This window comes from Mesorhizobium sp. P2_F5 (assembly GCF_056403715.1).
The window spans coordinates 97,311-114,941 of record NZ_JBFUEY010000020.1 but is presented as its reverse complement, the minus strand read 5'-3'; the positions used below and the strand labels follow the sequence as shown (position 1 = coordinate 114,941).

The window sequence follows — 17,631 nt, the reverse complement described above, 5'->3', positions numbered from 1 at the left end:
CATACCAATGCCGCAATAAGTGTGGTACTGGGCCGCCAATCCCGAAAAACCCGGAACGTTGTCTCATGTCTGCCCCTCGCGTCAGTTTCGTCAGCCTTGGATGTCCGAAGGCCCTTGTGGATTCCGAGCGCATCATCACGCGCCTGCGCGCCGAAGGTTATGAGATCGCGCGAAAACATGACGGCGCCGACCTCGTCGTCATCAACACCTGCGGCTTCCTCGATTCAGCCCGCGACGAGTCGCTCAACGCCATCGGTTCCGCCCTTTCGGAAAACGGCAGGGTCATCGTCACCGGCTGCCTTGGCGCCGAGCCGGATGTCATCCGCGAGAAGCACCCCAACGTGCTCGCCATCACCGGCCCGCAGGCCTATGAAAGCGTCATGGCGGCGGTACATGAGGCGGCACCGCCGAGCCACGATCCCTATATCGACCTTTTGCCGCCGCAAGGCGTCAAGCTGACGCCGCGCCACTACGCCTATCTGAAGATTTCGGAAGGCTGCAACAATCGCTGCACCTTCTGCATCATTCCCGCACTGCGCGGCGACCTGGTCTCGCGACCGGCGGCCGATGTGCTGCGCGAGGCCGAGAAGCTTGCCAAGGCCGGCGTCAAGGAACTGCTGGTTATCTCGCAGGACACGAGCGCCTACGGCATCGACATCAAGTACCAGACGTCCATGTTCGGCGACCGCGAAGTGCGGGCAAAGTTCCTCGACCTGTCGGAGGAACTCGGCAAGCTCGGCATCTGGGTGCGCATGCACTATGTCTACCCCTACCCGCATGTCGCCGACGTCATCCCGTTGATGGCCGAGGGCAAGATCCTCCCCTATCTGGACATCCCCTTCCAGCACGCGTCGCCGCAGGTTCTGAAGAACATGCGCCGTCCCGCCCATGGCGAAAAGACGCTGGAGCGCATCCGCGGCTGGCGCGAAGTGTGCCCGGACCTCGCGATACGCTCGACCTTCATCGTCGGCTTTCCCGGCGAGACGGACGAGGATTTCGAGATGCTGCTCGATTGGCTGGACGAGGCCAGGATCGACCGCGCCGGCTGCTTCAAATACGAGCCGGTCAGGGGCGCCCGTTCCAACGATCTCGGCCTTGAACAGGTGCCGCAGGAGATCAAGGAAGCGCGCTGGCATCGCTTCATGCAGCGCCAACAGAAGATTTCGGCGACGCAGCTGGCCAAGAAGGTCGGCAAGCGCCTGCCGGTGCTGATCGACGAGGCGCATGGCACCTCGGCCAAGGGCCGCACCAAATACGATGCGCCCGAGATCGACGGTTCGGTGCATATCCAGTCGCGCCGCCCGCTGCGCCAAGGCGACATCGTCACCGTCAAGATCGACCGCGCCGACGCCTACGATCTTTACGGGTCGGCGGTTTAGAAAACCGCGAAAGGGCGCCTCCCCGGCGCCCTCGCATTTTGGCCTCGCAAGGCGGTGTCGCGGTTTCTTCAGAGCTTGACCGATTCCATCGCAGCGAGCGACCGATCGATCGCCTGATTGAGGGTCTTGTCCAGCCGCGTGCCCGCCGAGCCAGCCTCCACCACGGACAGCCGTGCGGCAAATCCCAGATGAAAGTCCACGAACCATTCGGGATGCGGCTCGGGCTCCGGAATAGGCGGCCACCACGGGGGAAGCTTCGGTAGCTTCGGCCGCGTCGGGCACCAATCGTCGAGGTCGCTCAGCACCGCTTTCATGTCGAGCCCGCCTCGCTCGGCGAACCACGCGCCGCGGATGAATTCGTCGGCGATCGCAGCGCCCAGCTCGTGAGGCGGTAGCGGTTGAGGATTGAGTGCGACTTGCACAAACCGCGCCTGTGGTCCGCGTGGAATGACGTCATAAATGGCTGGAATACGCTTACCGATAATAGCTAAGAGTTTTTTGTTCAATTGCATAAGACTTTCTCCTGCTGACGTTTGTAACGCCGGCCGAATTCATCTTGGCCGCAAGTTGAACATGAAAGTAAAAGCCATTGGCGTCTGTGAAGGCGGTCACGGAGCCATGTCATAGTTCCCGTGCGCCCGGGCCGATGCCATTTACCAAATTTCTCGATAGTTTTGCCCGTTTACCCCGTTTGGTCGCGGTCCGCGTTATGGTTTCCGGGCCGTAAACACTGAGACTTCCATGGACGCAAAACCTGCCCGGCAGGATTACATCGCGACGCTTGACCTGTTGAGGTTCGCGGCGGCGCTGGCTGTGGTGTTCTTCCATTACTTCTTTCGCGGCGCGGCTGCCGAGGGCGCTCTGGCCCAGGGCTATCCGAGCGTTGCGCCGGTTGCGCTCTACGGCTATCTCGGCGTCAATCTGTTCTTCCTGATCAGCGGTTTCGTCATCGCCTGGTCGGCGGAAGGCCGCTTCTGGCAAGAGTTTGCCATTGCGCGTTTCGTGCGGCTCTACCCCGGCTACCTCCTGTGCATGACAATCACCTTCGTCATTATCGCGGCTTTCGGCGCACCGCTGTTTTCAGCTTCTCTCGGCCAGTACGCCGCCAATCTGTCGATGTTTGCGCCGGCGCTCGGCCAACCCTTCATGGACGGCGTCTACTGGTCGATTCTGCTCGAACTGGTCTTCTACGGATGGGTGACGCTGGCTCTCATCGGCGGCGTTTTCCAGAAATGGAAGCTTGGGCTGATCTTCATCTGGCTGGTGATCTCGGCGTCGAACGAGTTCTTCATCGAAAGCCGCGCGGCGAGGCTGCTGTTCATCACCGAGTTCGGTCCGTTCTTCGCCGCCGGCGTGCTCGTCCACCACATCCATGCATATGGTCGTTCGCTGCCGGCTCTGCTGCTGCTTGGTGCCGCCTTCCTTCTGTCCTGCAGCACGCTGTCGGTGACCCAGCTGTGGATGTTGAACGAATACGGCACTGCCGTTTCGCAACCGCATCTGGTCGTTGCCAACATCGTCATGCATTCCCTGCTGATCGGCGCGATCCTGCTGCGCAGCTATGTCGTGCCGTCCGCACTGACGCTGGCGCTGGGCGGATTGACCTACCCGCTTTATCTCCTGCACCAGAAAATCGGCTATATCGCCATCAATGCCGCCGCACCGTTGGCCGGTAAATGGGTTGCAGCCCTGGGCTGCGTTGCTCTCATGGTTCTGATTTCCTGGGCGATCTGGCGGTATTTCGAACGGCCAACCCAGCGCTGGGCCAAGGCATGGATCGGCCGCGCCATTGATGCCGCACTCGCGCGGTTTCGTGGTACCTCCGGGGCGCAAGTCGCAGAATGAAAAGGGCGCCATGAGGCGCCCTTTTTGTTTCGCGTTTTCCGTTGCTTATTGCGGCAACTTGTCGTCGACGCCCTTCACATAAAAATTCATGCCGAGCAGCGTGCCGTCGTCGGCGACTTCGCCGTCCTTAAGCCACGGCGTACCGTCCTGCTTGGCGACCGGACCGGTGAAGGGGTTCCAGCCATCGGCGATCTTCTTGGCGGTTGCCTCGGCCATCGCCTTCACATCGTCCGGCATGTTGGTGAAGGGCGCCAGCTTGACGGCGCCGTCCTTGATGCCCAGCCAGACATTGTCCGGCTTCCAGGTGCCGTCCAGCGCCGCCTGGACGCGGCTGATGTAATACGGACCCCATTCGTCGGTGAGCGAGGTCAACTGCGCGTTCGGCGCGAACTTGATCATGTCCGAGGACTGGCCGAAGCCGTGCAGCTTGCGCTCCTCGGCCACCTGCAGCGCTGCGGTGGAATCCGTGTGCTGGACGACGATGTCGGCGCCCTGGTCGAACAGCGCCTTGGCGGCGTCGGCTTCCTTGCCGGGGTCGAACCAGGAATTCACCCAGACGATCTTGGCCTTGAAGTTCGGGTTGACCGACTGCGCGCCTAGCATGAAGGAGTTGATGCCCATCACCACTTCGGGGATCGGGAAGGAAACGATGTAGCCGGCGACCCCTGCCTTCGATTCCTTGGCGGCGATCTGGCCGAGTACATAGCGGCCTTCGTAGAAGCGCGCATTGTAGATGCCGAGATTGTCACCGGTCTTGTAGCCGGTGGCGTGCTCGAACATCACCTTCGGGAATTTCTTGGCGACCTTCACTTCCGGATCCATGAAGCCGAAAGAGGTGCCGAAGATGATCTTGCAGCCTTCGCGCGCCAAGCGCTCGAAAGCGCGGTCGGCGTCGGGGCCTTCCGAGACGTTTTCGAGATAAGCGGTCTCGACCTTGTCGCCGAGCGCCTTCTCCACCTCGAGACGGCCCTGGTCGTGCTGATAGGAATAGCCGAAATCGCCGATCGGGCCGGTGTAGACCCAACACGCCTTCAGCTTGTCGGCGGCCTGCGCCGACGCCGCCAGTGACATGGCGGCGGTCGTGGTCATCAACGCAATAAGCAGTTTTTTCATTGTGTTACCTCTCTGAGTTTAGCCTTGGAGCTTCCCGTTTGTTTTTGTTGTCAACGATCCGGAACGAATGGCTGCCCCAAGGAAGCCGGCGTGTTCATCATCGTCAGACGCTTGTTGCGCGAGATTAGAACGAGAACCACGACGGTTGCCAGATAGGGCAGAGAAGAAAGCAGTTGCGAAGGCACCGGAATGCCAAAAGCCTGTGCATGAAGCTGGCCGATCCAGACCGCGCCGAAAATGTAGGCGCCGGCCAGCACCCGCCATGGCCGCCAAGAGGCGAAGACCACCAGCGCCAGCGCGATCCAGCCGCGCCCGGCACTCATGTTCTCCACCCATTGCGGGGTATAGACTAGCGACAGGTGGCCGCCAGCAAGTCCCGCGCAGGCGCCCCCAAAAATGACCGAGAGATAGCGGTAGCGGATGACCTTGATGCCAAGCGCGTGCGCCGATGTGTGGCTGTCGCCGATCGAGCGCAGCGTGAGCCCGGTTCGGGTCTTGAACAGGAACCACATGACCGCCGCGGTGAGCGCGATCGAGATGTAGAAGATCGGATCCTGGCCGAACAGCAGCCGGCCAACCACCGGAATATCGGTCAGCACTGGAATGTAGAGATTTGGCAGCCTTTCGCCGGGCTGGCCGACAAAGCTGGTGCCCATCATGCCGGACAGGCCGAGGCCAAGCAGTGTCAGCGACAGGCCGGTCGCCACCTGGTTGGTGGCGAGCGACAGCGTCATGACAGCAAACAGCAGCGAGAACACCGCGCCCATGGCGATTGCCGCGAGCAGGCCGATCCAGGGCGATCCCGTGAGATAGCCGGCGCCGAAACCGCCGACGGCGCCCATGATCATCATGCCTTCGACGCCGAGATTGAGCACGCCGGAGCGTTCGACGACCAGTTCGCCGATGGCCGCGATCAGTAGCGGCGTCGCCGCCGTGGCGATGGTCAAAAGGATGTTGACGGTGATGTCCATCAGCGGGCTTCCTTCAGCTTTGGCGCAGCGTTGAGTTTCGCCGCGCCGTTTGCCAGCGCAACGCCGACCAGGCGAATGCGATAGTGGATGAGGGTGTCGCAGCCGAGCACGAAGAACAAAAGCATGCCCTGGAACACACGCGCTACCTTGTCGGAGATGCCGAGCGCGCTCTGCACCGCCTCGCCGCCGAGATAGGTCAGCGCCAGCACCAGGCCGGCGGCAACGATGCCGAGCGGATTAAGCCGGCCGAGGAAGGCGACGATGATGGCGGTGAAGCCGTAGCCGGGCGAAATGACCGGCTGCAGCTGGCCGATGGCGCCGGAGACCTCCGAGATGCCGGCAAGCCCGGCCAGTGCGCCTGACAGCAAGAAGGCGAAAAACACCATACGGTTGAGGCCGAAGCCGGCGAAGCGCCCTGCCCTTGGGCTGGAGCCGAGCACGCGAACCTCAAAACCCTTGAGCAGGCGGCTCATCAGCACCCAGATCAGCACGGCGGCAATCAGCGCGAAGACAAAACCCCAGTTGGCGCGGCCGGCATCCGGCATCAGTTCTGGCAGAACGGCCGAGTCGTTGAATTGGATGGTCTGCGGGAAACCGTGGCCCTGCGGATCGCGCCAGGGGCCGCGCACCAGCCAGTCGAGGAAGAGCTGGGCGACATAGACCAGCATCAGGCTGGTCAGGATCTCGTTGGTGCCGAAGCGTGTCTTCAGCAAGGCCGGGATTGCTGCGTAGGCGGCGCCGCCAACCATGCCGAACAAAAGCATCAGCGGCAGCACCAGCGGGCCTTCGAACCCAGGGAACAGCACCGGAATGGCCGAGCCGAAAATGCCACCGAGAATGAACTGACCTTCGGCACCGATGTTCCAGATGTTGGCCTTGTAACAGACCGACAGGCCAACTGCGATCAGGATCAAGGGCGCGGCCTTAATCGCCAGCTCATGCAGCTGCCAAACCTGGCTGATGGGCTCGATGAAGTAGATTTCGAATGCATTCAACGGGTTGACGCCGAGCAGCGCGAACAGAACCGCGCCGGCGATGATCGTCAGGGCGAAGGCGATGAAGGGCGACAGCGCTGAAAACAGCATTGAGCGCTGCGGGCGTTTGACGAGTTCGAGGCGCATCATGCGGTCTCCAGAACGTGTTCGGCGTGGCCGGGCTCGGCGCCGCCCATCAACAGGCCGATCTTTTCGAAGGTGGCGTCGGCGATCGGCAGCGGTTTCGACAATTCGCCATTGTGCATGACCGCGATCGCGTCCGAGATTTCGAACAGTTCGTCGAGGTCCTGGCTGATGACCAGAACCGCCGAGCCGCTGCGCGCCAGCTCGATCAGGGCCTGGCGGATATGGGCGGCGGCACCGGCATCGACGCCCCAGGTCGGCTGGTTGACGACCATGACAGCTGGGCTGCGGTCGAGCTCACGGCCGACGATGAATTTCTGCAGATTGCCGCCGGACAGGGCTGCGGCCTCCGGATCGGGCGCGCTCTTGCGCACATCCATCGCCACAATGATGCGTTGGGCGGCGGCATAGACCGCAGCGCTTTTGACTGCGCCGCCGGTGCCGACAAAAACCTTGCCGTCAGTGGCATGGCGCGACAGGAGCAGATTTTCCGACAACTTCATGCGTGGCGCCGCACCGTGGCCGAGACGTTCTTCCGGCACGAAGGCAGCACCCATCAGCCGCCGGCCGGTGATTGAGAGCGCGCCGGCATCCTTGCCGCGGATGCGCACGGACGCAGCGTCCTGCTGCAGCACCTCGCCGGAGACAGATTCGAAGAACTCACCCTGGCCGTTGCCGGCGACACCGGCAATGCCGATCACCTCGCCGGCGCGCACAGTGAGGTTGATGTTCTTCAGCGGGATCGAGAACGGCGTTGCCGGCTTGCGGCTGAGCGCGCGGATGTCAAGCAGCGGCGCGGCGCTCTCGATGCCTTCGGCGGGAGCGCGCACCACGGCCTTCACCTCGTTGCCGACCATCATGCGGGCCAGCGACGAAGCGGTTTCCTCGCGAGGATTACAGTGGCCGACCACCTTGCCATGGCGCAGTACGGTGGCGCGGTCGCAGATGCGTTTGACCTCTTCCAGCCGGTGCGAAATGTAGAGGATGGATTTCCCCTCCGAACGCAGGCGCTCCAGCGTCTCGAACAGCTTGTCGGCTTCCTGCGGCGTCAGCACCGAGGTCGGCTCGTCAAGGATGATGAGCTGCGGCGTCTGTAAGAGGCAGCGGATGATCTCGATGCGCTGGCGTTCGCCGACCGAGAGATCGCCAACCAGCGAGTCCGGATCGAGCGGCAGGCCGTAGCTGAAGGAGAGCGCCCTCGCCTTGGCGGCGATCGAGCTGATCGGCGAGCCGTCATCCAGCGACAGAGCAATGTTCTCGGCCGCGGTCAGCGCCTCGAACAGCGAGAAGTGCTGGAACACCATGCCGATGCCGAGCTTCTTCGCCATGCCAGGACTGGTGATGCGCACCGCCTCGCCGTTCCAGAATATCTCGCCGGAATTGGGCTCCAGCGAGCCGAACAGCATCTTGACCAGCGTCGACTTGCCGGCGCCGTTTTCGCCGAGCAGCGCGTGGATCTCGCCTTTGGCGATGTTAAGGTCGATATGATCGCACGCAGTCAACGTGCCGAATATCTTGGTCAGGCCACGAACCTCAAGCAGGTTCGCTCCATCATGATCTGCACTCACAGTGCCTCCCATCCGGTTTCCGGACATGTTCTGTGTTCCCGCCAGCATGGTATGCGCTGGCTGCTCTCGTGCGAAAGCAGCACCCACCTTGAAAGAGCTTCAAGAATTTCAGCGGAAACTCAAGGGCTAAAGATAAGCCTGTTTCGCGCAAGAAAGTAGCCGGCCGATTTTTCATGCAGACTGTGCTTGCCGCCACGGCAAAGCGCTGAAAAGCAAGGCAAGTCAGGGAACCAGTATGGTCGTGCCCGTCGTCTTGCGCCCTTCGAGATCGGCTTGCGCCTTGCCGGCGTCCTTCAGCGCATAGCGCTGGTTGATCTTGATCTCGACCGCGCCGCTCAGCACCAGGTCAAAGAGTGCCGCGGCCGAAATTTCGAGGTCCTCGCGTTTTGCGTTGTAGACGAACAGCGTCGGCCGGGTGACGAACAGCGAGCCCTTCTGCGCCAGGAGCGACATCGAAAATGGCGGGATCGGCCCAGAAGACTGACCGAAGGAGACGAACATGCCGAGCGGCTTCAGGCAGTCGAGCGAGGCCGGGAATGTGTCGTTGCCGACCGAATCGTAGACGACGTCGCATTTTTTGCCGCCGGTGATGGCGGCGACGCCGGCGACGAAGTCCTGCTCCCTGTAGTTGATGACGTGGTCGAAGCCATGCGCCTTGGCGAGTTCGATCTTGTCGGTTGAGCTGGCCGTGCCGATGACGGTCGCGCCGAGATGTTTCGCCCATTGTCCCAGGATCAGCCCGACGCCACCGGCGGCGGCGTGGAACAGGATGGTGTCTCCCGCTTTCACCTTGAAGGTACGACGCAGGAGATACTCCGCCGTCATGCCTTTCAGCATCATGCCGGCGGCCTGCTCGTCGCTGATGCCGTTCGGCACCTTGACCACGCGGTCGGCGGCGACGACGCGTTGTTCGGCATAGGCGCCGACATTGACCGCATAGGCGATGCGGTCACCCGGCTTCAGCCAGTCGACACCAGTGCCGACCGCCATCACGACGCCAGCCGCTTCGCCGCCGGGGATCAACGGGAAACCGCCGGGCGGCGGATAGAGGCCGGTGCGATGATAGACATCGATGAAATTGAGGCCGATCGCCGTGTGCCTGACCAGGATCTGCCCTGCGCCGGGTTGCCCCGGATCGGCATCCTCATAGGTCAGGACTTCCGGACCGCCATGGGCGTGGATACGGATCGCTTTGGACATTTCTGGGCTTTCCTGCGGTCAGGCTTTCTTGCTGTCAGTCGGCGGCTTGGCGCCGAGCTTGGGGAAGAACTGCATGATACCGCCGATGCAGGCGAGGTAAAGCCCGGTGACGGTGATCCCGACCTTGGTGAAGATGCTGACCTGTTCGCCGAGAACGCCGATCTGGTCGTAGAAAGCGGCAAGCGCCGCCTGTGCCAAGGCGAGCGCACCGAAAGCGCACCAAAGCAGCGTCATGCCGAGATTGAGCGGTCGCAGCCGCACCACCCGCACGGGGTGGATGAAGTTGATCGGCACGAAAGTGAGGATGCCTGCCGCGACGACGACGCCAAAGGACACCCACTGTCCCGGCTCAATGACGAACAGCGTGAACACCACCATGTTCCAGACCACCGGAAACCCTTTGAAGAAGTTCTCCTTCGTCTTCATGCCGGTGTCGGCATAGTAGATGGCGCTGGAGACAACGATGATGGCCGCCGACAGGAACGACAGGCGCTCGCCCATGAAGCCGCGCTGGTAGAGCGCGAAGGCGGGGATCAGCACGTAGGTGACATAGTCGATGATGTTGTCGAGGAGTTCGCCCGACCAGGTCGGCAGGATCTCCTTGACCTCGAGCTTTCGGGCGATCGGGCCGTCGATGCCGTCGACGAACAGCGCCAGGCCCAGCCACCAGAACATTGCCGTCCAGCGTTCCTCGCTTGCCGCCACCAGCGACAGGAAGGCCAGGAACGAACCCGACGCGGTCAACAGGTGGACCGAGAACGCACGCGCCTGCGGCCAGGTGACCTTCTTCTTCGGGCGCGGAATCCGATCGGTGATCTTCTCGGCGATTTGCCTGGCCCTTGTGTTCTTGCTCACGGGCCCCGCCAATCCAGCTTGCAGATTTCGGCCGAGCGGCCGGCGAAATTCCAGTTGCGGCCGAAAGCCCGCATTTTGCTCTTGTCGGACCTGGCCACGATGATCTCCGGCGCGATCCAGTATTCCGAGTTGCTGATCACGGTATCCTTCTCGCGATCCTTGCCGGGAATCGGTGTCACCGCCCCGTCGATGATCTTCGGTATCTGGAAAATGCGGGTCTTGTCACGCGTCTCGTAGGTGATCGGCACCTGTTCGACGCCAAGGAACTTGCCGACAAGGATGGAGAGCAACGATGTGGTTCCACCGGCCTTGCCGGTGAAGATCCTGGTCAACGCCTTCACCGCATAAACGGAGGCGCGCTTGTCGATGAACAAGCCGGCGGTCCAGTTGCCGCGGCTCATATAGCCAGGGATTTCCATGACCAGCCCGAGGTTGAGGCCAGACAGGTCGACCTCACCGAAATGGCCGGCATCGATGCGGAACCCTGCCCAGGTCTGGCAATAACCCTCGGTTGGCGGATGGCTGCCAAGCGACAGCACGCAAGGGCAAAAAACCGTGCAATTGCAGGAGAGTGCGAGCTCTCCTTTCATTGCCCAGCCTTGCTCTGCCATTGAATTCTCCCCTGTCATGCCGAGACTACTAGCAGGGCGACTGCCCAGACAAGCAGTATCGCACCGGCCACCCGGGTAGGAACCCTGCCGGTGGTCTGTTTTTCGATCAGGGTGAACAGGCCGATCAGCGCCATCCAGAACACATTCATTGTGCCGACGGCAAACATCACAAGCATCAGCGCCCAGCAACAGCCGAGGCACCACAGCCCTTGCTCCAGCCCGAGCCGGAAAATGCGACTGGGCTCGGCGCTCCGGTTGGAAAACAGGGTAGCGAAGGGATTCCTGCATTTTGTCAGGCAGGCCTGTTTGAGGCTGCTGAACTGGTAGAGGCCGGCCACCAGCAAAGCGACAGCCGCGGCAAAGCCGGTCACCGGATCAAGCAATCGCCCCGACGATGCAAATGTGCGGACGGCCAGCGTAAGCGTTGCGAAACCGGCCGAGGCGACGAGCCATGTGCAGAGGTAGCCTGCCGCCAGGATGAGCGGGTGGGCCACCGGTTCGCCCTTGATGCGGGCCGTGTCTGCGATCTCGCAATAGGTGCGGATCATCGGCGCTGCCGACGGCAGCATCGTCGCCACGGCCATCAGGAACCACATCGCGATCAGCGCCAGAAATTGTGCGCCGCTGCCGGCGTCGAGCGGTGCGGGTGTCAGGCACAAGCCGAAGAATCGGTCGAGAAAATCCGGCAGCGGCAGCTGCGGCAGGTATCGCAGGACCACATCGCCCGGGACGCCGGCGCCGGGAAGCCGGCTTTCAGCGCCTCGGATTGCCATGGCGCCGAGAATGAACCAGGCGAGCAGAATGCTGCCGGCGGTGGCGATGTTGACCGCTAGGCGAGGATTGCGGACAAGGCTTGCCGTGGCGCGGCCGGCGCGGTCGAGATGGCTGAAGTCGTCCGGCTCACCGGTCATGGCAATCGAATGAGCCTAATCGCCGCGTTGATCAAGCCGCATGGTCTGACCTATATCCATGGATAGACAGGATGGACCTGCATCGCAAACTGGAAGTCCAATTTGGATCATCGCGAGACAGCACGGATACTGGTTGCCGGCAGCGGCCCTGCCGGGCTGATCGCGGCGCTCGGTTTTGCCGAGGCGGGGTTTCCCGTAACGCTCGTCGGACCCGAGGCTGGCGGCCCCGATGGCCGGACCACGGCGCTGATGAACCCTGCCCTCAGGATTCTCGATCGGCTGGGCGTGCTGGCTGAACTCGCGCCGAAGGCTGCACCGCTGAAGGTCATGCGCATTGTCGACGCCACCAGCCGGCTGATCCGCAGCCCGGTGGTCACTTTTCGCGCGACGGAGATCGGCGAAGAGCAGTTCGGGCTCAATTTGCCCAACAGCGCGCTCAACCCGGCGCTGGCCAGGGCCGTCGCTGCGAATCCCGATATCGAATGGCTGAAGGTGATGGTCGAGAGCTGGCGTCTGGACGCCGACGAGGCGCGTGCCGTTCTGGCGGATGGCCGCGAAGTGTCCGCTTCGCTTGCGGTTGCCGCGGATGGGCGCCTGTCGCCGGCGCGTGAGGCGGCGGGCATCGCGGCCTCCGTGCGATCCTATCCGCAGGCGGCGCTGGTGCTGAACTTCAGCCATCGCAGCGAACACGGCTTCACCTCGACCGAATTCCACACCGAAACCGGGCCGTTCACCCAGGTGCCGCTGCCCGGCAACCGCTCCAGCCTTGTCTGGGTGGTGAAACCGGAAACGGCAAAAGACCTTGCCGCACTCGACGACGTGACACTTTCCGAGCGCATCGAACAGCAGATACAGTCGATGCTGGGCCGGGTGTCGGTCGAGCCCGGCCGCCAGATCTACCCGCTGTCGGCGGCATCGCCCGGGCGCTTCGCGCAAAACCGTGTGGCGCTGGTCGGCGAGGCCGCGCATGTGTTTCCGCCGATCGGCGCCCAAGGTCTCAACCTCGGCATCAGGGATATCGATGATTTGATTGGAATCGCTAGCGAAAATCGCGATGATCCTGGTGCGGCCAAGGCGCTCGCCGCCTATGATTTCAGACGCCGGCCCGACATTCTGGCGCGCAGTGGCGCGGTCAACCTGCTCAACATGTCGCTGCTGTCGGACATGCTGCCGGCGCAGATGGCGCGCAGCGCAGGCCTCAACGTGCTCGGCAGCTTCGCGCCCTTGCGCGCCTTCTTTATGCGCGAGGGGCTGCGGCCGGGCAGCGGCTTTGCGGCGCTTACTGGCCTAGGAAAACAAATCCGGCGGTAGTATGCCATGCTGGATCATGTAGAGCAGCCCGGTTACCGTGATCACAGACAAGCAGATCAGCACGCTGGCCGGGGGCGTCGGCCGAAACCGCTTCACACTTTTCAGCATCATGCTCTAGACCGGGCTAGCCCGTAGCTTCCTCGGGCGTCAAGCGCTTCGGCATTGAATTGAACCACCGTCTGCGCCAAATAGGGTCGGATACCAACCCTAAAGTCGGGCTCGATTTTTGGTGACGGCGTGTGTAAATTCAAAGCCTTAGAGCGCGTGCCGTGCATTCCAAGGGACGCCGGGCGCTTCAGGCTTAGTGGTGAGTATGATGAAAACAGCCAAATTCTCGATCGGACAGGTGGTTCGCCACCGGCTGTTTCCATTTCGCGGCATCATTTTCGATGTCGATCCGCAATTTGCCAACACCGACGAATGGTACGAGGCGATCCCGGCCGATGTACGGCCGCGCAAGGACCAGCCGTTCTATCATCTGCTCGCCGAGAATTCAGAAACCGAATACATTGCTTACGTGTCCGAGCAGAACCTGCTTGAGGACCAGTCGGGCGAGCCGGTTCGGCATCCGCAGATCGGCGAGATGTTCGACAAGCGGCCGGATGGACGCTACGAGCCGAAACGCCAGTCGAGGCATTGACCGCGTTCTGAGCGGTCAACAAAAAAGCGGGGCATTGCCCCGCTTTTTGTATTTTTGAATTCGCTCGAGATCAGTTGGCGGCCTTGGCCTTGTCCTGCTCGTCCTTGAGCTTCTTGGCAAAATCCTGGTTGTTCTTGGCAACGAAGTCCTGAAGCTTCTTCTGCCGGTCTTCGATATCGGACTGCTGCAGCGCCGGGCCGTCATAGGCGCCGCTGAAGCCGGTCAGGGCAACCTTGATCGGGTTCGCCTGGTTCTGGAAATTGATCGAGGTCAGCGTGATCGCCTGGCCCTTCTTGAAGGAAGCGACAAGCGCGTCGGTCAGCGGCACTTCAGCCACACACCGGTCGGGGAAGCAGATGACATAGTCGAGCTTCTGCGCCTTGCCGGCGTCGATCTGCAGGCCGATTCCGGGAGGCACCAGACGTCCGGTCGGGACCGTTACCTGGAACACCTTGCGGTTCACCTTGCCCTTCAGCTCGATCAGGCTGACGCCGGTGACCAGTTGGCCGTTGCCGGCGGTGACGATGTTCTGGACATTGCAGATGTCGACATCTTCCTGCTTGGTGCAGGCCTTGAACCAGCCCTGCGGAATCTGTTGCTGCTGTGCCGAAGCGGTGGGAAGTCCGGCGCCCAGAAAGCCGACCACGCCCGCGGCCATGACCGAAAGGCGGTATGCGTTGCTGTTCAGGCTCGTCATGTCGTGCACTTCCTCTCAAATGATCCCGGGACCGGCTTCCTCGCGCCGTGTGGTCCAGCTACCTGTTGCCGAATTGAGGCAACAGGATGACTTCGGAGCGCGTGTTACACCGCATGCGCAGCCGAATCCAGCCCGGCGCCTGCGATTCTTGGCCGTGCAATTTGGGTCGTGCGATTTGGGCCGACGTATCTGGCCGGGGCGCGGCGGCGCCATGCTAGGGTGCACTCCGAATCATCAAGCCGCCCAGTAAGGAGACGGTCATGGGCCGCGTTCTTGTTTGGCTGATCGCCGCGATCTCGTTTCTCGCCTTTTCGCTTCAGCCCGCGATGTCGGAGCCGAAACATGCAATCGCCATGCAGGGTGATCCGGCACTGCCGGCCGACTACACCCATTTCGACTACGTCAATCCCGACGCGCCAAAGGGCGGCAACATCACCTATTGCGTCGTCGGCAGTTTCGACAATCTGAACCCGTTCATTCTGAAGAGCCTGCGCACCACGGCGCGCGGCATGATGGATCTCAACTACGGCAACCTCGTCTTCGAGCCGCTGATGATGCGCAACTACGATGAGGCCTTCAGCCTCTATGGCCTGCTTGCCGACAGCGCCGACATGGATCCCGAGCGCAAGTCGATCGAATTCCATCTCAACCCAAATGCAAAGTGGTCCGATGGCGAGCCGGTGACGCCGGAGGACGTGCTGTTTACCTACGATGTCTTCACCGACAAGGGCCGCCCGCCCTACAGGGATCGCATGAGCCTGATCGCCAAGCTCGAAAAGACCGGCGATCACAGCGTGCGTTTTACCTTCAACGACAAGGCCAATCGCGAGACGCCTCTGATCATCGCGCTGACGCCGATCATCCCGAAGCATGCCTTCGACAAGGACACCTTCGACAAGACGACGCTGAAGCCGGTGATCGGCAGCGGTCCCTACATCGTCGAAAAAGTACAGCCGGGACAGCGCATCGTGTTCAAGCGCAATCCGAATTACTGGGGCAAGGACATCCCTTCCAAGCGCGGCTTTGACAATTACGACCAGATCACCATCGAATATTTCCTCAACGCCAATGCGAAGACGGAAGCGTTCAAGAAAGGCATCTGCGCTATTTACGATGAGGGCGATCCGGTCAAGCGCGAGCGGGACATCGATTTTCCCGCCTACCACCGGGGCGAAGTGATCGCAGAAACCTTCGACACAGGAATCCCACCTGTGGTGACCGGGTTCCTGTTCAACACCAGGCTGGAGAAGTTTTCCAATCCGGCGGTGCGGCGCGCTCTCGGCATGCTCTACGACTTCGAATGGGCCAACAAGAACCTGTTCGGCGGCAAATACACACGCACGATGAGCTATTGGCAGAATTCCGAACTGTCCGCGCTCGGCCATCCCGCCGACGACAGGGAGAAAGCGCTGCTTGCACCCTACCCCGGCCGCGTGCCGGCCGATGTCATGGACGGCACATGGCGACCGCCGGTCAATGATGGCACGGGCCAGGACCGCAAGGTGCTGAAGGTGGCTTTCGACCTGCTGAAGAGCCAGGGCTATGCCGTGAAGGATGGGGTGCTGCAGGACCCCAAGGGAAGCCCCTTCGGTTTCGAGATCCTGACGGCCTCGCAGGAGGAGGAGCGCTTTGCCGCCATTTATCAGCGCACGCTGGAGAAGATCGGCATCACGGTGAGCATCCGCAGCCTTGAAGCCGACCAGATCCAATCGCGCAAGCAGCGTTTCGATTTCGAGGTACTGATCGGGTCGAGCGGTTTCAGCAACTCGCTGTCGCCCGGTATCGAGCAGAGCTTTCGCTGGGGTTCTTCAGAAGCCAAGAGGGAAGGCTCCTTCAATCTCGCCGGCGTCGCCGATCCGGCGGTGGACGCTGCGATCGATGCGATGCTGAGGGCGCGGACCAAGGAAGACTATGTCGCCGCGGTGCGCATCCTCGACCGATTGCTCATCTCCGGCAACTACATGGTGCCGATGCAGTACAACGCGCAGCAATGGCTCGCTTACTGGAATTATCTGGACCATCCGAAAAAGACGCCCATATTCGGTTATCAATGGCCTACCTGGTGGCGCAAAGCGAACTGAGCATGATCCCGAAAAGTGGTTGCCGGTTTTCTCGGACAAACGGAAAACCGTTTTGTCTAGAGATCATGCTCAAGCAAGTGTTCGCGGCAGGAGATCGAGATGAGCGAAGATAATTCCATTACCGTCGACGTGGTCTCGGACGCCGTTTGCCCCTGGTGCTTCATCGGTCAGAAGCGGCTCGACAAGGCGATCGCCGCTGCCGGCGACGTCGAGGTGCATGTGCGCTGGCGGCCGTTCCAGCTTGATCCGACCATTCCACCCGGGGGCAAAGACCGGCGTGAATACATGATGGCCAAGTTCGGCAGCGAGGAGCGTATCCGCCAGATGCATGCGCGCATCGAGCCGCTCGGTGAGGCCGAAGGCATCGATTTTGCCTTCGATGCCATCAAGGTCGCCGCCAACACGCTGGACGCGCATCGCGTTATCCGCTGGGCGGGGGCAGCCGGCGAAGCCGTGCAGAACCGCTTGGTGCGCCGGCTGTTCCAATTGTATTTCGAGGAAGGCGCCAATATCGGCGATCACGCGGTGCTGATCGAAGCCGCCGGCGAGGCCGGCATGGACGCCGCCGTGGTCGAAACACTGTTGCCGACCGACGCCGACGTCGAGGCGGTGCGTACAGAAATCGCCACGGCATCGCGGATGGGGATCACCGGCGTGCCGTGCTTCCTGCTTGAGGGCAAATACGCCGTCATGGGCGCGCAGGACGCCGACACTTTGGCCGACGCCATCCGCCAGGTCGCCGCCGCCAAGGCCAAGGGCGAACTGGAAAAGACTGGTTGATTACTTAACCGTCACCTTGGCCTTGCTGATAAAGAAGCCATGGCCATTGCTGCCCGTGCAGGTCAGCCCCTTGGTTGACGACTGGCAGGTAAACGGCCCTTTGCTCCAGCTGTTGCCATAGGCCAGCTTGGCGACATCGCTGCAGCAACCCTGCTCGCCCGGATTCTTGATCAACGTCGCCGGCCCGTTCGGCCCGAGGATCACAGTGAAGTAGCTGGGCTCGACGCGCGAGCAGCTCAGTTCCGGACCGCCATCCTGCGGCTCGTAGGTGCTGGTGCCACCCTTGGGTGTGTAGATGCAGCCGATATTGCCCGAGGGAGTGTTAAACTCGATTTGGCCCTCGGCGCTCGCGGGAATAGTCTGATTGCCAGCATGCGCCAGAGGCAGAAAGGCAAAGAGCGACAGGATTGCAGGGGCGGCTGCACGTGCAAGCATTGGGGAGCTTCCTCGTTGGAGAACCGGGTATGCATGGGTGCCGGCAGTGTCGTGCAAGGTTCAACCGGCGGCGTATGAATTGTCAAATCTTGTTGAGCGGGAGCTAAAAAGCGCGC

General features: G+C 61.8%; 17 protein-coding genes. 6 read left to right on the top strand and 11 right to left on the bottom strand.

Annotation, left to right across the window (positions count from 1 at the left end):
* The first annotated feature begins 65 nt into the window (after positions 1 to 65).
* On the top strand, positions 66 to 1,379 hold the full coding sequence (gene rimO, locus AC1DYO_RS24470) for a 30S ribosomal protein S12 methylthiotransferase RimO (protein ID WP_477267027.1): 1,314 nt from the start codon (positions 66 to 68) through the stop codon (positions 1,377 to 1,379).
* A gap of 68 nt (positions 1,380 to 1,447) precedes the next feature.
* Here the strand turns inward: rimO and AC1DYO_RS24465 are convergent, their stop codons facing one another.
* On the bottom strand, positions 1,448 to 1,891 hold the full coding sequence (locus AC1DYO_RS24465; RefSeq protein ID WP_477267026.1) for a hypothetical protein: 444 nt from the start codon (positions 1,889 to 1,891) through the stop codon (positions 1,448 to 1,450).
* A 229-nt stretch (positions 1,892 to 2,120) separates the two neighbouring features.
* On the opposite strand from AC1DYO_RS24465, the gene AC1DYO_RS24460 reads away from it, so the two are divergent.
* Complete coding sequence (locus AC1DYO_RS24460; RefSeq protein WP_477267025.1) at positions 2,121 to 3,224, top strand: acyltransferase family protein; 1,104 nt, start codon at positions 2,121 to 2,123, stop codon at positions 3,222 to 3,224.
* 45 nt (positions 3,225 to 3,269) lie between these two features.
* On the opposite strand, the gene AC1DYO_RS24455 is transcribed toward AC1DYO_RS24460, so the two are convergent.
* The 8 genes from AC1DYO_RS24455 to AC1DYO_RS24420 form a co-directional block, all read right to left on the bottom strand.
* On the bottom strand, positions 3,270 to 4,337 hold the full coding sequence (locus AC1DYO_RS24455; protein WP_477267024.1) for a BMP family ABC transporter substrate-binding protein: 1,068 nt from the start codon (positions 4,335 to 4,337) through the stop codon (positions 3,270 to 3,272).
* Between the two features lie 50 nt (positions 4,338 to 4,387).
* Entirely contained in the window at positions 4,388 to 5,308 is a 921-nt protein-coding gene (locus tag AC1DYO_RS24450; protein WP_181056953.1) for an ABC transporter permease, read from the bottom strand.
* Positions 5,308 to 6,432 (bottom strand): ABC transporter permease, encoded by a 1,125-nt coding sequence (locus tag AC1DYO_RS24445; RefSeq protein WP_477267023.1) that lies wholly within the window; start codon positions 6,430 to 6,432, stop codon positions 5,308 to 5,310. The genes AC1DYO_RS24450 and AC1DYO_RS24445 overlap by 1 nt, the downstream gene beginning before the upstream one ends.
* On the bottom strand, positions 6,429 to 8,006 hold the full coding sequence (locus tag AC1DYO_RS24440) for an ABC transporter ATP-binding protein (RefSeq protein WP_477267022.1): 1,578 nt from the start codon (positions 8,004 to 8,006) through the stop codon (positions 6,429 to 6,431). Before AC1DYO_RS24440 ends, AC1DYO_RS24445 begins: the two co-directional genes overlap by 4 nt.
* A 210-nt stretch (positions 8,007 to 8,216) precedes the next feature.
* Positions 8,217 to 9,194 carry a quinone oxidoreductase family protein gene (locus AC1DYO_RS24435; protein WP_477267021.1) on the bottom strand — a complete coding sequence of 326 codons (978 nt, stop codon included), beginning with the start codon at positions 9,192 to 9,194 and terminating at the stop codon, positions 8,217 to 8,219.
* An 18-nt stretch (positions 9,195 to 9,212) separates the two neighbouring features.
* Positions 9,213 to 10,049 (bottom strand): phosphatidylcholine synthase, encoded by an 837-nt coding sequence (pcsA, locus tag AC1DYO_RS24430; protein ID WP_477267020.1) that lies wholly within the window; start codon positions 10,047 to 10,049, stop codon positions 9,213 to 9,215.
* Entirely contained in the window at positions 10,046 to 10,660 is a 615-nt protein-coding gene (locus AC1DYO_RS24425) for a DUF1326 domain-containing protein (protein WP_477267019.1), read from the bottom strand. The genes pcsA and AC1DYO_RS24425 overlap by 4 nt, the downstream gene beginning before the upstream one ends.
* Before the next feature lie 14 nt (positions 10,661 to 10,674).
* Positions 10,675 to 11,571, bottom strand: a complete 897-nt coding sequence (locus tag AC1DYO_RS24420) for a DUF2182 domain-containing protein (protein WP_477267018.1) — start codon at positions 11,569 to 11,571, stop codon at positions 10,675 to 10,677.
* 102 nt (positions 11,572 to 11,673) lie between these two features.
* Between AC1DYO_RS24420 and AC1DYO_RS24415 the strand changes: the two genes are divergently transcribed.
* Positions 11,674 to 12,882, top strand: a complete 1,209-nt coding sequence (locus tag AC1DYO_RS24415; RefSeq protein WP_477267017.1) for a UbiH/UbiF family hydroxylase — start codon at positions 11,674 to 11,676, stop codon at positions 12,880 to 12,882.
* Between the two features lie 316 nt (positions 12,883 to 13,198).
* Complete coding sequence (hspQ, locus tag AC1DYO_RS24410) at positions 13,199 to 13,522, top strand: heat shock protein HspQ (protein WP_023668971.1); 324 nt, start codon at positions 13,199 to 13,201, stop codon at positions 13,520 to 13,522.
* A gap of 70 nt (positions 13,523 to 13,592) precedes the next feature.
* Here the strand turns inward: hspQ and AC1DYO_RS24405 are convergent, their stop codons facing one another.
* Positions 13,593 to 14,219 carry an invasion associated locus B family protein gene (locus AC1DYO_RS24405; RefSeq protein ID WP_181056961.1) on the bottom strand — a complete coding sequence of 209 codons (627 nt, stop codon included), beginning with the start codon at positions 14,217 to 14,219 and terminating at the stop codon, positions 13,593 to 13,595.
* Between the two features lie 260 nt (positions 14,220 to 14,479).
* Here AC1DYO_RS24405 and AC1DYO_RS24400 point away from each other — a divergent pair, with 260 nt between their 5' ends.
* Both AC1DYO_RS24400 and AC1DYO_RS24395 read left to right on the top strand, forming a co-directional pair.
* Positions 14,480 to 16,300: an extracellular solute-binding protein gene (locus AC1DYO_RS24400; protein ID WP_477267016.1), complete on the top strand. Its 1,821-nt coding sequence runs from the start codon at positions 14,480 to 14,482 to the stop codon at positions 16,298 to 16,300.
* 99 nt (positions 16,301 to 16,399) lie between these two features.
* A complete protein-coding gene (locus AC1DYO_RS24395; RefSeq protein ID WP_477267015.1) occupies positions 16,400 to 17,080 on the top strand; it encodes a DsbA family oxidoreductase in 681 nt (226 codons plus the stop codon).
* On the opposite strand, the gene AC1DYO_RS24390 is transcribed toward AC1DYO_RS24395, so the two are convergent.
* A complete protein-coding gene (locus AC1DYO_RS24390) occupies positions 17,081 to 17,515 on the bottom strand; it encodes a hypothetical protein (protein ID WP_477267014.1) in 435 nt (144 codons plus the stop codon). It lies immediately after the preceding gene.
* Between the last annotated feature and the right edge of the window lie 116 nt (positions 17,516 to 17,631).

Excerpts from the sequence above, each read along its gene's own strand:
- AC1DYO_RS24460 (WP_477267025.1), top strand. The coding sequence starts at position 2,121 with ATGGACGCAAAACCTGCCCGGCAGGATTACATCGCGACGCTTGACCTG.
- AC1DYO_RS24405 (WP_181056961.1), bottom strand. The coding sequence starts at position 14,219 with ATGACGAGCCTGAACAGCAACGCATACCGCCTTTCGGTCATGGCCGCG.
- AC1DYO_RS24390 (WP_477267014.1), bottom strand. The coding sequence starts at position 17,515 with ATGCTTGCACGTGCAGCCGCCCCTGCAATCCTGTCGCTCTTTGCCTTT.
- AC1DYO_RS24435 (WP_477267021.1), bottom strand. The coding sequence starts at position 9,194 with ATGTCCAAAGCGATCCGTATCCACGCCCATGGCGGTCCGGAAGTCCTG.
- AC1DYO_RS24450 (WP_181056953.1), bottom strand. The coding sequence starts at position 5,308 with ATGGACATCACCGTCAACATCCTTTTGACCATCGCCACGGCGGCGACG.
- AC1DYO_RS24445 (WP_477267023.1), bottom strand. The coding sequence starts at position 6,432 with ATGATGCGCCTCGAACTCGTCAAACGCCCGCAGCGCTCAATGCTGTTT.
- AC1DYO_RS24400 (WP_477267016.1), top strand. The coding sequence starts at position 14,480 with ATGGGCCGCGTTCTTGTTTGGCTGATCGCCGCGATCTCGTTTCTCGCC.
- AC1DYO_RS24455 (WP_477267024.1), bottom strand. The coding sequence starts at position 4,337 with ATGAAAAAACTGCTTATTGCGTTGATGACCACGACCGCCGCCATGTCA.
- AC1DYO_RS24395 (WP_477267015.1), top strand. The coding sequence starts at position 16,400 with ATGAGCGAAGATAATTCCATTACCGTCGACGTGGTCTCGGACGCCGTT.
- AC1DYO_RS24465 (WP_477267026.1), bottom strand. The coding sequence starts at position 1,891 with ATGCAATTGAACAAAAAACTCTTAGCTATTATCGGTAAGCGTATTCCA.
- rimO (WP_477267027.1), top strand. The coding sequence starts at position 66 with ATGTCTGCCCCTCGCGTCAGTTTCGTCAGCCTTGGATGTCCGAAGGCC.
- AC1DYO_RS24425 (WP_477267019.1), bottom strand. The coding sequence starts at position 10,660 with ATGGCAGAGCAAGGCTGGGCAATGAAAGGAGAGCTCGCACTCTCCTGC.
- AC1DYO_RS24440 (WP_477267022.1), bottom strand. The coding sequence starts at position 8,006 with ATGGGAGGCACTGTGAGTGCAGATCATGATGGAGCGAACCTGCTTGAG.
- hspQ (WP_023668971.1), top strand. The coding sequence starts at position 13,199 with ATGAAAACAGCCAAATTCTCGATCGGACAGGTGGTTCGCCACCGGCTG.
- AC1DYO_RS24420 (WP_477267018.1), bottom strand. The coding sequence starts at position 11,571 with ATGACCGGTGAGCCGGACGACTTCAGCCATCTCGACCGCGCCGGCCGC.